Annotated in this window: 14 protein-coding genes; 13 read left to right on the top strand and 1 reads right to left on the bottom strand. The window is 29.2% G+C overall.

The annotated features are described in order from the left end of the window. Position 1 precedes the first annotated feature (1 nt). From ygeW to ABDZ60_RS13100, 5 genes are all read left to right on the top strand, one after another. Positions 2-1,195, top strand: coding sequence for a knotted carbamoyltransferase YgeW (gene ygeW, locus ABDZ60_RS13120; protein WP_016207307.1), 1,194 nt, complete (start codon positions 2-4; stop codon positions 1,193-1,195). Between the two features lie 112 nt (positions 1,196-1,307). Beyond that, the gene (gene arcC, locus ABDZ60_RS13115) at positions 1,308-2,237 is read left to right on the top strand and encodes a carbamate kinase (protein ID WP_343778652.1); all 930 of its coding nucleotides are present in this window, start codon (positions 1,308-1,310) and stop codon (positions 2,235-2,237) included. Positions 2,238-2,255: 18 nt separating this feature from the next. Beyond that, entirely contained in the window at positions 2,256-3,470 is a 1,215-nt protein-coding gene (gene dpaL / locus ABDZ60_RS13110) for a diaminopropionate ammonia-lyase (RefSeq protein ID WP_343778650.1), read from the top strand. A gap of 290 nt (positions 3,471-3,760) precedes the next feature. Further along, positions 3,761-6,664, top strand: coding sequence for a cellulose binding domain-containing protein (locus tag ABDZ60_RS13105; protein ID WP_343778648.1), 2,904 nt, complete (start codon positions 3,761-3,763; stop codon positions 6,662-6,664). A 205-nt stretch (positions 6,665-6,869) separates the two neighbouring features. Continuing rightward, positions 6,870-9,194: an ABC transporter ATP-binding protein/permease gene (locus ABDZ60_RS13100; RefSeq protein ID WP_343778646.1), complete on the top strand. Its 2,325-nt coding sequence runs from the start codon at positions 6,870-6,872 to the stop codon at positions 9,192-9,194. A gap of 378 nt (positions 9,195-9,572) precedes the next feature. Here ABDZ60_RS13100 and ltaE read toward each other — a convergent pair whose 3' ends face one another. Further along, positions 9,573-10,619, bottom strand: a complete 1,047-nt coding sequence (gene ltaE, locus ABDZ60_RS13095) for a low-specificity L-threonine aldolase (protein ID WP_343778643.1) — start codon at positions 10,617-10,619, stop codon at positions 9,573-9,575. Between the two features lie 127 nt (positions 10,620-10,746). Here ltaE and ABDZ60_RS13090 point away from each other — a divergent pair, with 127 nt between their 5' ends. The 8 genes from ABDZ60_RS13090 (at position 10,747) to ABDZ60_RS13055 (ending at position 17,237) form a co-directional block, all read left to right on the top strand. After that, positions 10,747-11,643 carry a hypothetical protein gene (locus ABDZ60_RS13090; RefSeq protein WP_343778640.1) on the top strand — a complete coding sequence of 299 codons (897 nt, stop codon included), beginning with the start codon at positions 10,747-10,749 and terminating at the stop codon, positions 11,641-11,643. A 140-nt stretch (positions 11,644-11,783) separates the two neighbouring features. Next, on the top strand, positions 11,784-12,557 hold the full coding sequence (locus ABDZ60_RS13085) for a histidinol-phosphatase (protein WP_343778638.1): 774 nt from the start codon (positions 11,784-11,786) through the stop codon (positions 12,555-12,557). Positions 12,558-12,652: 95 nt separating this feature from the next. After that, a complete protein-coding gene (locus ABDZ60_RS13080; protein ID WP_343778636.1) occupies positions 12,653-13,288 on the top strand; it encodes a hypothetical protein in 636 nt (211 codons plus the stop codon). A 13-nt stretch (positions 13,289-13,301) separates the two neighbouring features. Beyond that, complete coding sequence (locus tag ABDZ60_RS13075) at positions 13,302-13,853, top strand: hemerythrin domain-containing protein (RefSeq protein WP_343778634.1); 552 nt, start codon at positions 13,302-13,304, stop codon at positions 13,851-13,853. A gap of 160 nt (positions 13,854-14,013) precedes the next feature. Continuing rightward, a complete protein-coding gene (locus tag ABDZ60_RS13070; RefSeq protein ID WP_016207297.1) occupies positions 14,014-14,196 on the top strand; it encodes a DUF1858 domain-containing protein in 183 nt (60 codons plus the stop codon). A 271-nt stretch (positions 14,197-14,467) separates the two neighbouring features. Further along, positions 14,468-15,226: a hypothetical protein gene (locus ABDZ60_RS13065; RefSeq protein ID WP_016207296.1), complete on the top strand. Its 759-nt coding sequence runs from the start codon at positions 14,468-14,470 to the stop codon at positions 15,224-15,226. Positions 15,227-15,339: 113 nt separating this feature from the next. Further along, complete coding sequence (locus ABDZ60_RS13060) at positions 15,340-15,894, top strand: DUF4489 domain-containing protein (RefSeq protein ID WP_343778631.1); 555 nt, start codon at positions 15,340-15,342, stop codon at positions 15,892-15,894. A gap of 203 nt (positions 15,895-16,097) precedes the next feature. Beyond that, on the top strand, positions 16,098-17,237 hold the full coding sequence (locus tag ABDZ60_RS13055) for an aminotransferase class V-fold PLP-dependent enzyme (RefSeq protein WP_343778629.1): 1,140 nt from the start codon (positions 16,098-16,100) through the stop codon (positions 17,235-17,237). Positions 17,238-17,286 lie beyond the last annotated feature (49 nt).

Genomic DNA, 17,286 nt, shown 5'->3' with positions numbered 1-17,286 from the left:
GATGGCTTTAATGGACAAATATATTAATAAACTTAACGAATTAGATTTTTCAAAGATGCATAATGACGATTTTATGTTAACTTGGGAAAAGAGTGATGATGAATTACAAGCTGTATTTACAGTTGCAGAAGCATTAAGAACTTTAAGGGAAAACAATATTTCATCAAAGATATTTGATAGTGGTCTTGGAATATCCTTATTTAGAGATAACTCTACAAGAACAAGATTTAGCTTTGCATCAGCTTGTAACCTTTTAGGATTAGAAGTACAAGATTTAGATGAAGGAAAATCTCAAGTAGCTCATGGAGAAACAGTTAGAGAAACTGCTAACATGGTCTCATTTATGGCAGATGTTATAGGTATTAGAGATGATATGTATATCGGCAAAGGAAATACTTACATGAGAGAAGTATCAAAGGCTGTAAGAGAAGGTCATGAAGAAGGAACATTAGAACAAATTCCTACACTTGTTAATTTACAATGTGATATAGATCACCCAACTCAAGCTATGGCAGATGCTCTTCATTTAATAAACGAATTTGGTGGAGTAGAGAACTTAAAAGGAAAGAAAGTTGCTATGTCTTGGGCATATTCTCCATCATACGGTAAACCATTATCAGTTCCTCAAGGAATAATTGGATTACTAACAAGATTCGGAATGGATGTTGTTTTAGCTCATCCAGAAGGATATGAAGTAATGCCAGAAGTTGAAGAAGTAGCTAAAAAGAATGCTGAACTTTCAGGTGGATCATTTACTAAAACTAATTCAATGGAAGAAGCATTTAAAGATGCTGATATAGTGTATCCAAAGAGCTGGGCTCCATTTGTTGCTATGGAAAAAAGAACAGAATTATACGGTAATGGAGATTTTGATGGAATAAAAGCTTTAGAAAAAGAATTATTAGCACATAATGCTGAACATAAAGATTGGCAATGTACTGAAGAGTTAATGAAGACAACTAAGGATGGAAAAGCTTTATATTTACATTGCTTACCAGCAGATATTACAGGTGTTAGTTGTGAAGTTGGAGAAGTTGATGCTTCAGTGTTTGATAGATACAGAAAGCCACTATATAAAGAAGCTAGCTATAAGCCATATGCTATAGCAGCTATGATATTCTTAAGCAAAGTAAAAAATCCACAAGAAGTTTTAGCTAAGTTAGAAGCTGAAACTAAGGAAAGACAAGTTAAATAGTATAATTTAGATATTATATTTAGCATAAACACACTAATGGGCTTTTATTCAGTTTATTGAATAAGGGCCCATGCAATATAAAAATAAATCCAAATTAATAGGGAGAGAAATTATGAAAAAGAAAATAGTAATAGCATTAGGTGGGAATGCATTAGGAAATAATTTAGAAGAACAAATGGGTGCTGTTAAATCAACAGCAAGAGCTATTGTGGATTTAATTGAAGAAGGACATGATGTAGTAATATCTCATGGAAATGGGCCGCAAGTAGGAATGATAAATCTTGCTATGGATGCATTAACAAAATCAAATTATAAATACTCATCAATTCCAATGTCTGTATGTGTGGCTATGAGTCAAGGATATGTAGGATATGACTTGCAAAATGCTCTTAGAGAAGAATTATTAAATAGGAATATAGACAAATCAGTAGCAACAATTGTTACTCAAGTTGAAGTCGATAAAAATGATGAAGCCTTTAGTAATCCAACTAAGCCAATTGGAAGTTTCATGACTAAAGATGAAGCGGAGGCTCTAATTGCAAAGGGTGAAAATGTAGTTGAAGATTCAGGAAGAGGCTATAGAAGGGTTGTTGCATCACCAAGACCAAAAAGTATTATAGAAATTGATACAATTAGAAGTTTAGTAGAGTCTGGACAAGTTGTTATAGCATGTGGTGGTGGTGGAATTCCAGTAATGAAAGAAGGAAACCATTTAAGAGGTGCTAGCGCAGTTATAGATAAAGATTTTGCTAGTGCTACATTAGCTAAAGAATTAGATGCTGATTTTCTAATTATATTAACAGCTGTAGAAAAAGCAGCTATAAATTATGGAAAAGAGAATGAAAAATGGCTTGATGATGTTACAGTTGAAGAAATGACTAATTATGTAGAAGAGGGACATTTTGCTCCTGGATCAATGAAACCTAAAGTAGAGGCAGGAATAGAATTTGCATCTTCTAAAGCAGGAAGATATGCACTTATTACTTTACTTGAAAAAGCTAAAGATGGAATTTTAGGTAAGACAGGAACAAGAATAAAATAAGCTCAAGGGGGAGAAGTAATGTCTGAAAAAATTCAATGGAAAGAAAATACCATGCCAAAGAATAAAAAGGATGGTGACTTAGACTTTTTAAATATAGATGAAATAAATAAAGCAAGAAACTTTCATAAAAGTTTCCCAGAATATAGTGTGACACCATTAGTTAATTTAGAAAATTTAAGTAAGAGATTAGGGTTAAAAGGAATATATTTAAAAGATGAATCTTATAGATTTGGATTAAATGCATTTAAAGTTTTAGGTGGTTCTTATTCAATGGGAAAATATTTAGCACAAAGATTGAATAAGGATATTGCTGAGTTACCATATGAAAAACTAACATCAGAAGAAGTTAAAAATGAATTGGGAGAAATAACATTTGTAACTGCGACTGATGGAAATCACGGAAGAGGAGTTGCCTGGACTGCTAATAGATTAAAACAAAAATCAGTAGTATATATGCCAAAGGGATCTTCATTAATAAGATTAGAAAATATAAGAAAAGAAGGAGCAGAAGCTTCAATTACTGATATGAATTATGATGATGCTGTAAGACTTGCAGCAAAATATGCAGAAGAACATAACGGAGTGGTAGTCCAAGATACAGCTTGGGAAGGTTATGAAGAAATACCAGCATGGATAATGCAAGGCTATGGAACCATGGGACTTGAAGCATTAGAACAATTAAGAAATGATTATAATGTAGAAAGACCAACTCATATATTTTTACAAGCAGGAGTAGGCTCCCTTGCAGGAGGAATTCAAGGATTTTTTGCATCGGTATTTGGTGAAGATTGTCCAACAACGGTTGTAGTAGAAGCAAAAGAAGCAGCATGCTACTATGAATCAGCAATTGCAAACGATGGAAAGCCAAGAGCTGTTGGTGGAGATATGCCAACAATAATGGCTGGACTTGCATGTGGAGAAGTTAATATAACTGGATTTGAAGTTCTAAAGAATTACTCAAAAGCATTCGTTTCAGCACCAAACTATGTTGCTGCAAATGGAATGAGAGTTCTTGGCAACCCATTAAGTGGAGATAATAAAGTAATATCTGGTGAATCAGGTGCAGTTACTTTAGGGCTTGTATATGAACTAATGACAAATCCAGAATATAAGGATCTAAAGAAAACTATTGGATTAGATGAAAATTCTAGAGTACTTTTATTTAGCACTGAAGGTGATACAGATCCAGATAAGTATAGGGAAATAGTTTGGCAAGGAACATATAATAGATAAGTGCCAATATCAATACTCCTTTTCCAACCCTTAATTATAGGAAATGAAGTTATAATAAATTAATCATCATTAGATTTAAATATTAAATCTATAAAGAGTAATTCTTGTAATAAAGGAATTACTCTTTTTTATTTTATAAATATTAGATAAAAGAAATAATATTTTGAAAATACTTGAAACCTATACTTTACATAGTTATAATTAAATTGAATATATGTAAATATTTACAAATTAATATTATTATTATAGGGAAAACAATAAAATATTTAATTTGTTAGGAGGATATAAAAATGAAAATCGATAAAAGGTTTAAAAAGCTAATATCACTAAGTATTTTTTTAGCTATGCTTTTATCTTTTATGCCAGGAAAAGTTTCAATGGCTGCTGCTACAGGACTTCCAGGGAAACCAATACTCTCATCGGATCAATATGGAATTGATTATGATGGAGATTACAACATTACAATAAGCATGTATTATGGAAATAATGCAACAAAGTACAAGCTCTATGAGAGGCTTGGAATTAGTGGAGAGTACAAGGTTGTAGCCGAAGGTGAATTAACTGATAGCACTCCAGCAGTTCAATCTACAGTGGTAGAAATAAGAGGAAGAAAAGGAATTGGAATTTATAATTACTATGTAGAGTTTATAAATAGCTATGGTAGTGCACGTAGTGATAATTTAGAAGTTAGAGTTGGAAAAGATGGAAATACTAAAATAATTATTGATAACGTTGATAACGAAAGCATTAAATATCAAACTACAATGCCGCAAGGGAAAGCTAGTTATAAACTAACAAATAGAACTAATGGTAATTCGAGTTTTAGTGTTATTTCAAGTAATACATCGGTTGCTAAAGCTTCAATTGAAAATGGAAATATGTTAAATATAGAAGGTTTAACAGCAGGAAGAACAGGATTAAAAATTGTTGATAATACTACAGGAGATATAAGACAAATTGGGTTAAGGATTAAAAAGATAGATGGCTCTCTACCTGATATGCCGGATTATTTGTCTATAGGACAAGTATCAGAGGATACAGACAATGATTTAAATTTCTGGAAAGAAACAAGCAATGATGATACAAATAAGCGTACTGATATAAGATACATTTACGTTAATGGTGGACCATTTGGTGGATGGAGAAGTTGGACAACAGAAGATGGAGATAGAGTTAAGAGCTATATTAGAGAAAGCTTAAAGCTTGGAATGATTCCATTTTTTGTTTATTATAACGTACCAGATAATGGGGAAAGTTATGAGTTAGATTTAAAGCACATTAATGATAAAAGCTACATGGAGGGTTACTATAAGGATCTTAAATTCTTTTTAGATATTTGTAATGAATATGCTGGAGACGAAACAGTAGGTATGATTTTTGAGCCAGACTTCTTAGGATATATGATGCAGCAAAATAAGAAAAACCCATCAACAATAAGTTCAATAGTAGATGCTGCATACTCTTCAGGTGTACTTGTAAAGGGGAAAGATCCTGAATTCGAAAACTCAGTTAAAGGATTAGTTGAGTCCATTAACTATATAGTAAGAAAAGAATATAAAAGTTCTTACTTTGGATGGCAATTTAATATTTGGTCCTATGATAGTACAGAAATTCCTGGACAAGGATTACTTCATAAGACAGAACTTACAGGATGGGAAAATGGTAGACAATTTATAAAGCAAGTAGCTGAAGAAACAGCTAACTATTATTTATCAGCAGGAATAACATCTTATAATGCAGATTTTATTTCAATAGATAAATATGGATTAGATGGTGGTTATGAGGATAATGCAGCTACAAATCCTAAATCATCAAAGTGGCTTTGGAATGCTGATATTTGGAATAACTATTTATTATATACAAAGACGCTACATGAAGTAACAAAAAAGCCAGTTGTATTATGGCAAATACCAGTAGGACATTTAAATCATAGTGAAGAACCAAATCCGTATAATGGAGGAAAGTTTAATGATTTAACAAACAAAGTTGGAAATTACGAAGATTCAGCTCCAACGTACTTTTTTGGAGATACATTTACTCCAGGCTCTGATATTAGAAAGGAATACTTTAGTACTAACTTGGCTAATGATAGCAAGGTAAAGATTTCAGGAGATACTATAACTTGGGGAGATCATATACAAGAAACTAAAGATGCTGGTGTAGTATCGATATTATTTGGAGCAGGAGTTAATGCTAGTACTGATGCAGTAGGATCACCTGCGCCTGACAATTATTGGTGGATTACAAAAGCGCAAAGATATTTAAAAAATCCATTAAAGCTAGATGCAAACACAGGAACTATACCTAATCCAAATGATGGAAAGCCATTAAAGCCAGAGGTTGTATCAAGTTCATTATTAAGTAATGGAAACTATACAATAAGTATAAATATTCCTAGTAACTCTAAAGCTAAAGAGTATAAAATTTATGAAAATGGAAAAGTCATCAAAAGTGGAACTGTCTCAAATTTAGCACAAAGCATAAAGCAGGAAATTGTAAATAAACCAACAGGAACCTATATTTATCAAGGAGAGATAATAAATGGTACAGCCTCTAATTCAAGTGATATAATAACCGTAAAAGTTGATAATAACGCAACACCACCTATAGATATACCTTTAAAAGCTACATTATCAGTAGATAAGCCTTCAAATGAAGGAAGTTATAATTTGACTATAGTAATACCAGAAAAATCAAACGCAACATCATATAATTTATATGAAGATAATAAGATTATAAAAACTGGTGATGTAAACATAAATTCTCAAACTATAGTTGTTCTTTTTAATAATAAATCAAAAGGAACTTATACCTACAGAGTAGATTTATTTAACAAAGATGCTAGAACTAAAGGTGATATATTAACTGTAGTGTCAAATCCAATAATAAATGAAGAGGGTATAAATGTGGAATATGCAACTACTTCGGATTGGGGAAGTGGAGCAAACTTTCAAATAACTATCACTAATAATACCAATAAGGATTTAGTTAATTGGAAGCTAGATTTCAATTTTGATAAGAAAATTAATTCATTGCCAGATGCAACTTTTGTTCAAAGTGGTAATAGTTATACTGTGATTCCAAAATCATGGAATAACATTATTCCAAGGGGAGGAAAATTGACGCTTTTGGGGGCATGTGAAGGTAATGTAAATAATTTAACGATTTATAACACTAAGATTATAACACAATAAAATATAATATTTATAATTAGGGACTGTTATAGATTTTAACAGCCCCTATTAAAGTATATATTTTTACTATATTTAAATTATAATAGCTAATAGTCTATAAGATTTTTTGATATTTTACAGATTTATTTTCCTTAAGTTCATATTTAGTTCACATAAATAAAATATTATAAACATATGTAGCAAAATTTATTGTAGGAGGAAAAGTATGTTATCGTTAAAAAATATAAAAAAGTCATATGTAACAGGCGAATTTAAGCAAGTAGCATTAAATGGTGTAAGTCTAAGTTTTAGGCAAAATGAATTTGTTGCAATATTAGGTCCAAGTGGTTCAGGAAAAACCACTTGTCTAAATGTTATTGGTGGATTAGATAATTATGATAGCGGAGATTTAATTATTAATGGAAAATCTACTAGAGAATTTAAGGATTCCGATTGGGATGCATATCGTAATAATAGTATAGGCTTTGTATTTCAAAGCTATAACTTAATAAGTCATTTAAGCATTTTAGATAATGTAGAGATGGGGATGACATTAAGTGGGGTTTCATCATCTGAAAAACATAAAAAAGCTATGGAAGTCTTAGAACGTGTTGGACTTAAAGAACATGTTCATAAAAGGCCTAATCAACTTTCCGGAGGCCAAATGCAAAGAGTTGCTATTGCAAGAGCTCTTGCTAATGATCCAGATATAATATTGGCAGATGAACCTACTGGTGCATTAGATACTAAGACTAGTATTCAAATAATGGATTTGATAAAAGATATTGCAAAAGATAAGCTTGTTATTATGGTAACTCATAATCCAGAACTTGCAAAAGAATATGCAGATAGAATAGTTGAGTTTCGAGATGGAAATGTAATTTCAGATACTAATTCATTAGAAGATGAAAAAAGCAATACTTCATATAGTCTTAGAAAGACAAGTATGAGTTTCCTTACAGCATTAAAGTTATCTGGGATGAATATTAGAACTAAAAAATGGAGAACTTTCTTAACAGCATTTGCATCAAGTATTGGGATTATAGGAATAGCTTTAATTCTCTCTCTTTCAAATGGATTTGATAAGCAAATAGATATGTTTGAAACAGATACATTGTCAGGTTTTCCAATAATGATTAATCAAACAGCAACAGAAATAGATGTAAATGATATGAAATCACAAAGAAATAAAATGCTTGGTTTAGATAAAGAGGAAGGAAAATACCCAGATTCAGAAGTTATTTATCCTTACAACGCAGAAGAAAATAGACGAACACATAAAAATAATTTAACTGAAGATTATGTAAAATATATAGAAGATATAGATAAAAGTTTATTATCAGGCCTAGGATATACACGTTTAGTTAACATGAATATTTTAAAAATGGTAGATGATACTGCAACAACAATAAATACTAAAGATTTAAATTTATCTTCTTATCCAATAAGTACAGATGGAAATAAAATAGGCTATTTAGAAAAAAATTATGATTTATTATATGGAAATTATCCAGAAAAAATGAATGATTTAGTTTTAGTAGTAGATGAATATAATAAAGTTAATACAAAAGTTCTAGAGTCATTAGGAATAAATAGTGATGTAGAAGAAATTAACTTCAATAATATCGTAGGATATGAAATTAAGGCAATTTTAAATGATGATTACTACAAAAAGATTGGTAACTTTTTTACATTATCAGTTAATCCATCAGATATGAGTGAACTTTATAATAATAAAAATGCTATTTCATTAAAGATAGCAGGTGTTATAAGACTTAAAGAAGATGTAGATATTTCGTTATTATCTAATGGAATTTCATATTCAGATGATTTAAGCAAATACTTCATAGAAAAATCAAAAAGTTCAGAAGTAGTTAAAGCACAAAAAGATGCAGATTATAATGTATTTACAGGACAAAGTTTTGTAGAAGGAAATGATACTTCTAATGGAAAAGAAAGCTTATTAGCAAGTTTAGGAGCAACAGAGGTTCCCTATATGATAACTTTATATCCAAAGGATTTTACAACAAAGGATGAAGTAATATCATATTTGGATTCTTGGAATGAAGAAAAAGATAAAGATGATATGATAATATATAATGATATGGCAAGTACATTTGTAAGCTTATCAAGTGGGATTATGGATGCAATAACAATGGTTCTTATAGCATTTGCAGCAATATCATTAGTAGTATCATTAATAATGGTTGCTATAATAACTTATATCTCTGTATTAGAAAGAACAAAGGAAATAGGAGTGTTAAGGGCATTAGGAGCTAGAAAGAAGGATATAACAAGAGTATTTAATGCAGAAACATTTATAATTGGAAGTTTATCGGGTCTTCTTGGGATACTTATAGCTTGGCTTTTAACTTTCCCAACAAATCATATACTGTATAAGATAACTGATTTAGAAAACGTTGCTGTTTTGAATCCAATTCATGCAATATTATTAGTAATAATAAGTGTAACATTAACCATACTTGGAGGATTTATACCAGCTAAAATGGCATCAAAGAAAGATCCAGTTGAGGCTTTAAGAACAGAATAGATTTAAATTGCGAATATAAAGGCTACGATAAATAGATATGTTTCATAAGCTAAATAGCTACGCAAATAAGTACTAGGCTCGGAGAACTACTATGCCAAGAGTTTTGGTTAAACTCGCTGCGCTCAGACAAACTAACAACACTAAGGCATAGTAGTTCTTCCTTCACCAAGTACTTCTAGTTTTTAGCTATATGCTTATTTCACCGTCTATTTACCTCCGCCAACTTATATTAAGAATTTAAATTAATAATGAATTAAGTTATTGGTAAAAAATAATTGGTGAGGGAAATTAAAAACTTAGTTAAGTTTAGCAGACTATAATTGAGCTTGTTCCCTGTTACTTGATACCTGTTATCTTTTACCTAAGAAGCTTGCTTCGCTATTTTTTACAAATGTTTAAAAAGTCTTTCATTGTGTGAATTATTCTATAAATATCTTCTTTAGTAACCCAATAATGAGTTACAAATCTCATAAGTCCATTTTCAGCATCATTTATCTTAATATTATTTTCTAAAAAGAACTTAACTAAATTTTTAGTATCTATGCTATTATCTTTAAAACTAAAAAATACCATATTTATTTTAACATTATCAAGATTAACATTAATTTCAGGAAGCTTATTTAATTCACTTGCAAGAAGTTTAGCATTTTCATGATCTTCATTTAATCTTTTAGTCATATCATTAAGAGCAACTATTCCTGCAGCAGCAAGGAATCCAGCTTGTCTTAATCCACCACCCATAAGTTTTCTTTTTTTTCTTGCTTTAGCTATAAATTCTTTACTTCCAGCTAAAATAGAACCTACAGGAGCGCATAAACCCTTAGATAAACAAAACATAATTGAATCACAATATTTAGTAATTTCCTTTACATCAACATTTAATGAAGCTGAAGCATTAAAAACTCTTGCTCCATCTAAGTGGACAGGTAAATTATATTTTTTGGCTACAGTATAAATTTCATCCATTTCACCTAAAGATAAAACATTTCCACTAGAATGAGCATTTTCAACACATATTAGAGACGTAGAAGGAAAGTGAATATCTTCATCCTCAAAGCGAATTCTTTTTTCTATTTCATTTGTCTTTATAACTCCATTGTTGGAATCTATTGATCGTAGCTGAACGCCAGCAATTATAGAACTTGCTCCAACTTCATGAGCAATTATATGATTAGAATCAGCTAAAATAACTTCACTACCTCTTTTGCAATGAGTAAATAATGCAAGCTGATTACCAAATGTACCACTAGGAACAAAAAGAGCAGCTTCTTTTCCAATTATTTCAGCAGCAAGATTTTCAAGTTTTATAATTGTAGGATCATCTCCATAAACATCATCACCAACTTCAGCTTTAAACATGGCTTCTTTCATAAATTCAGGTTGTTTAGTAACAGTATCACTTCTTAAATCTATAAAATTCTTCAATTAAAACACCTCGTTTACATAAATTTATAACAATAATTAACACTATTATAATATAATATAAGTAAATAATAAAATTATTTTTTGCAATATAAAATTATTGATCTTTTTGTAATAAGGAGTAATTGTTATGGGATCAGAAAGAAGAAGTTTAGAAAATGTAAGAATATTTGGGATTATAGGGATACTTTTAGGCATTATAGGAAACATATCATATTATCTTAGATTTAAGGGAATTAATATTTCGTTTTTTTATAGCATTAATATTGAATCAATAAGTATAATGATGATATTTTCTATAGTAACACTAGGATTTTTTTCTATAAATAACTTAAAACTTAATTTAGAGCATGAAACACTTATAAAAATAAAAAAGAAAACAATTATATTTAAAATAATATGCATCTTATTTGCTATATACAGTATATTAATAGCTGTAATATTTAAAGATTTAATTTTAATTAGAGTAGAAATATTAACTGAAATTATTCTGATTTTAACCTATATAATTGAAAGAAAAATAATTGTTTTAAAACTTACTGATAGACAATTAAAATGGAAAAGAGACTATGATTATCCTGGAAGCTATGATAAAGAAAGTAATTTTTTTTGGAGAATTAATATGAAATTTTCTCCTCATATGAAGGTTAAATGGAAGGATAGAGTTGATAGAATAAAATGGCTAAAGCTATTAACACTGTTTTTTATAATATCAGGTCATTTTGCCAGGGAATTTTATATAGTTTTAGTAATATTTATTCCAGACATAATATATTTTTTTGAAGCAATATTTGGATTATATACAAAAACTAGTGGTATATGTACTGGTATTGTGGAAACAGTAAAAAACTCTACTAATATACCTGTATATAAAGTTTATATTACTGATTATGAAAATGAAGAAGAAATAGCCTTTAAGGTAAAAGACTATTGTTATATATCTGAAAGAGATGAAGTTGTGGTTGTTCACAGTATGATTACTAAAAGAGTAATAGAGGTTCAAGGAATAAGAATGAATTTTTTATAAAATAGTAGAAATTGCTATCATAAATTAGTTTGTGATAGCCTTTTCATTTGGGTAAGAAAATAGAAGTTAGAATTTATATATGTTATTATATAAAGTATGTGATAAATTAAAGAGATAATATCAAAGGATAGGTGAAAAAAATGAAAACTAATTATCATACACATAATTATAGATGTAATCATGCAGTAGGAACAGTAGAGGATTATATAAGAGAAGCAATAAAAGAAGGATATGATGAAATAGGAATATCAGATCATCTACCTCATCCAGGGAAGAATATAGACAACTGTAGTAGAATGACTTATGATCAATTAGAAGAATATTTTAAAGAAATAAATATTTCAAGAGAAAAATATAAAGATAAAATTTCTATTAAAAAAGCAATGGAATGTGAATATTTTGAAGATTATCACTGGTTATATAAAGAGCTTAAAGAAAAATATAATGTGGATTATTTATTATTAGGAGTGCATTTTTTCCCTTATAAAGGTGAATGGATATATGTAGGAGATATTAATTTTACTCCAGAGATATTAGAAGTTTATGTGGATCATGTAATAAAATCTATGGAAGGTTTAGATTTTGCTTATATAGCTCATCCTGATTTGTTTGGAATATCTTATAGAAACTGGGATGAACATTCAATTAAGGCATCGAGAAGAATACTAGAAGCAGCAGAAAAATTAAATATGCCAATTGAAATTAACATAAATGGAATGAAAAGAGGGAAAATTAACTATAACTTAGGAGAAAGATATTATTATCCTATAAAAGATTTTTGGATTTTATCAAAGGAATATAATGTAAAAAGAATATTAGGGGTAGATGCACATGATCCTAAAAATTTAAGAAATAGATATATAGGAGAAGAATTTGCAAAAGAGTTAAATTTGAAAATTATAGATGAAATATAAAATCAATACAAGGTGTAACAAGGGTTACCGATAAAGAAATAACTATATGATACACTTTCATTAATAAATAAGTTATAGATATTGGAGGAAAAAGCATGAGCTTATATTTAGGAAAAATTCATTATTGGTTATTTAATAAAATAGTTTGGTTTGAAGGTCTTGAAGCAGAAATAATAAATCTTGCTAAAAATGAAAATTTAAATATAGAAGAATTATCAAAAGAAATAAATAGTAAACATGGAGAAAAATTACCTAATCTTCCATTAGAAGAAATGATAGATACTTCAAATATTCATGGATGGCTTCAAAGTAAAATTCATTCAGCAGAAGGAAGACTTGCAACATGGACAGTTAAAGTTTTAGAAAAAGAAAATACAGGTACCAAGTTAGAAAATATATATATAAAGCAAGGTCTAAAAGCAGCTAAAGAAGCAAAAGAAGAAATGAAACCTTTAGATAATGCTGTAGATATATTTAATGCAGTAAATGATTATATTTTAGATGGAATGCCATGTGATAGGGTAAATGAAGTACTAGTACAAGAAGAAGATAAAGTTCTTTGGAAGAGGAGAGTTTGTGTTCATAAAAACATTTGGGATTCTGTAGGTGGAGATGTAAATTATTTTTATACTTTAAGAAACTTATGGATAAAGGCTTTTGTAAATGAAGCTAATAAGGAATTTAACTATATTTTATTAGAAAATGATGAATTTTCAATAGAAAGAGTATAGGGAGCTGAAAAAAATGAATGCAATAGAATTAATGATGGAAGAACATAAAAACATTAAACAAATGTTAAAGATAGTTAGAAAATCTTGTTTGTCTGTCTTAAAAGGTGAGGAATTGAATTATGATGATTTTTATAGAATGATACATTTCATAAAAAATTATGCAGATTCACATCATCATAAAAAAGAAGAGGTTATGCTGTTTAATAGAATGGTTGATGAAATTGGAGAAACAGCAGAAAAAGTAGTTAAATATGGAATGCTTGTAGAACATGATCTTGGAAGATTATATATATCTAGTTTAATAGAAGCATTAGAAAGTTTAAAAAGTGGGAATGAAGAAGCTAAGTTGGATGTAATAGCAAATGCAGTTTCATACACTAATCTTTTAGAAAGACATATTGATAAAGAGGATAAGGTAGTTTATAAGTTTGCGCAAAGAGGATTAAAAGAAGAAACTTTTGATTTGATCAATGAAGAATGTGTAAACTTTGAAAATGAAAATAACAATGTAAAAGATGAAAATCTAGCTATTTTAGAAGAATTAAAGATAAAATATTGCATTTAATATTTAATATAGATTAAAATTGATATATATGCTTTCAATTTTGCTATTTTAATTAAATAAGACTAATAATTGTTAATTTCATAAGACAGTAAGAATAAAGATTATTAATTGAAACATATAGAGATAGTAAATTTAAATAATACAAGGAAAGGTGATTAATATGATAACTAAGGATATGACAATAGGAGAAGTTATAAGAGTAAAAGAAAATGCACCAGAAATTTTAATGAGCTTTGGAATGGGATGTATAGGATGCCCATCAGCTCAAGCAGAATCAATAGAAGATGCTGCAATGGTACATGGATTAAACTTAGAAACTTTAATGGAAGCTTTAAATAAATAATAAAAAACTGCACTAAATTTTCTATTTAGTGCAGTTTTTTATTATTTATTATTTAATATTTCAATTGGATATATATAGGTTTGTATTTCTCTTAAGCTAAATGAAGGAATAAGCAAATTTATATATATCCAAATTTTTATGCAAAAAAATAATGATATAAAAACTACATTATGAGATATTTTAATATCACATCTTTTATATTCCAACATAATATATACTATAATTACAAAATTAATTTTAAGTATTTATAGTTTTTACGAAAGGAGAAAATATGTCCATTAACTATAAGAAATTCGTGCCACGACCAGGATTGGTAAATAAGCAAGGCCGTTTACCTGATCCATCAGAATTAGTTTGTGTAGAAGTTCCGAAGGTTTTTGACCAATGCTTAATAAAGAGATGCTTAGTATATGCTGAAGGACCAGATACTTTAACTACAGACGAAGAGTTAAGGAGCGATCCAATAGCCAATATTAAGAGATATATTTCTAGCAGGGACTTTAGAGTAAGACTATTATCAATAGATAAGATTCCTCTTAGAGGAGATCCTAATTTTAAAAAATTAGTTCTTAATTATGTAATTAGTTTTTATGCAGATTATATTGATGATAACGGAGCAACTCAAAGCGAATTCTACGAAATTAATAGAACTGACATTATTGGAAGATTCTACTGTCCAGATTCTATAGCACAAATTTCATCAAGCAGTGAAGATGATATTATGTGCGATGAATCAAATATAATTAAGCTTGAAATGGTAGCAGAAGCATTAAATGGAGAAATAACAGAAGATGAAGCTGGAAATTTAGTTTTAGATATAACTTTAGGTTACTTTATAGTAGTTAAATGTCAACTTATAGTTCAATTATTAATTCCAGCTTATGATTACTGCCCAACACCAAGAGAAGCTTGTGAAGAAGAGCCAGAAGAAGATCCATGTGAAAGATTTGAAAGAGCTCCAGTACCTAAGTTCTACCCAGATCAGAACTTAGAACCATTATTCCAAGAGTGTGATGGAACTGAAGTATAATTAAGAACAAGGTTTACCAAAGAAAAAATTATAATTTATAACAATAAAAAATTAAAGAAAAAACTATTAATACTAAATTAAAAAAAACTTTATATAAAGGGAGGATTCAATTTATGAATTCAATGTCAAAAGGTTATTATGATTCTTGTGGAAAAGATAGAAGAAAAGAAGAAGAAAAACAACAATGCCCAACTATTGTAAAATGTGGATGTCCGGGTGCAGTTACACTTCCAATAGCTGCTGCAGTAGGAACTACATTTACTCTTGCATCACTTACTTTAGATACTTCTTGTTTATGTGATCCAAATACTAAGTTAGAATTTGCAAGTAATATAGTTATTCCAGTAGCAGCATCAGGAGCATTTACTGTTCAAATATTTAAACAATGTAGAAATCAAATGACTCCAGTACCAGTTGGACCAGCATTTACTTGGGCTGAAGTAGTTGCAATAGCTAGTTCAGGAACTTTCTCATTCTTTATTTGTGATTCAGATTCTTGTAATAATGATTGTTGCACTTATACAGCAGTAGCAACAGTTACAACAGTTATAGCAGGTGGTACTATATCAATTAATAACGCTACACTTGGAGCAGTATCAACTTGCAAATCAAATGCTTGCGCAGCTAATTGCAATAGAAGAAGATGTCACTGTGAATGTGATTATTAATAAAAAATTTAAATAGTAGAAATTTTAGACTATAAAATAATATTGTAAATAAAAATGAATCCCGAAGATGTATTTCCTTCTTCGGGATTTATTACTCTTTAGAAGCTTTAAAAGTAGAAATTTATTTTAGATTAAGCATAATAAGAACTAAAAACTATTAGAGTTAATATAATGTAATAGAGTATTTAAAATAAGGTGGTAAGATGATTTATTTAGACAATGCAGCTACGTCTTTCCCAAAGCCTTCTAAGGTGTATGAAGAAGTTTTGAATTGCATGAAAAATTATTGTGCAAATCCAGGCAGGGGATCTCATAATATGGCTATTAAATCAGCTCTTAAAGTTATGGAGGCAAGAAATCTGATTTCAGAGGTATTTAATATAAAGGATCTATTAAATATAGTTTTTACAAGTAATGCAACCGAAGCTTTGAATATAGCTATTAGAGGAACCTTAAAAAAAGGAGATCATGTTATTAGCACAGTTATAGAGCATAATTCAGTTTTAAGACCTCTTAATTTAATGGCAAAGAATGGGGTGGAGGTAACACTAGTATCTTGTGATAGAGGAGGATTTATTAACCCATTAGATATAAAAGATGCTATAAAAGTCAACACAAAGGCAATAATTATCAATCATGCTTCAAATGTTTTAGGTACAGTTCAAGATATAAAGTCTATAGGGAAAATAGCTAAGAGCTATGGACTTATTTTTATAGTAGATGCATCTCAAAGTGCTGGTAGTATAAATATAGATGTAGATAAAGCTAATATAGCTTTACTTGCATTTCCAGGTCACAAAGGGCTTTTAGGACCACAAGGAACTGGAGGACTTTATATAAAAGAAGGATTATCATTAAAAAGTTTTAAAGTTGGAGGAACTGGAAGTAGTTCTAATTCAATGAAGCAACCAAATGAAATACCAGACAAGTTTGAAAGTGGAACATTAAATACTCCAGGGATAGCAGGACTTTGTGCAGGAATAGACTTTATTAAGAAAATTGGTATAAATAATATTTATAAAGAAGAAATGAGCTTACTTGAAGAACTTTTATTAGAATTGAAAAAGCTACCTTTTGTAAAGATATATGGAAGTAATACACTAGAAAATAAAGCTTCAGTACTATCTTTTAATATAGAAGGGATAGATGCTTCTATTGTTGGAGAGGAATTAAATGAAGCTAATATTGCAGTAAGAACAGGATACCATTGTGCGGCTTTAATTCACAAAGTAATTGGAACTGAGTATATGGGAACAGTTAGAGTAAGTCCAGGATATTTTAATACATCAAAAGACATAGAAGATTTAATAAAAAGCATTATTAAAATTTATAAATCAAAATAAATTATTTTAACAAGTACATATATAGTTTTATATATGTAATATGAACCTT

The organism is Clostridium sartagoforme (assembly GCF_039521405.1).
Classification (GTDB): domain Bacteria; phylum Bacillota; class Clostridia; order Clostridiales; family Clostridiaceae; genus Clostridium; species Clostridium sartagoforme.
The sequence above is the reverse complement of the archived record's forward strand: the minus strand, read 5'-3'. Positions and strand labels throughout refer to the sequence as shown.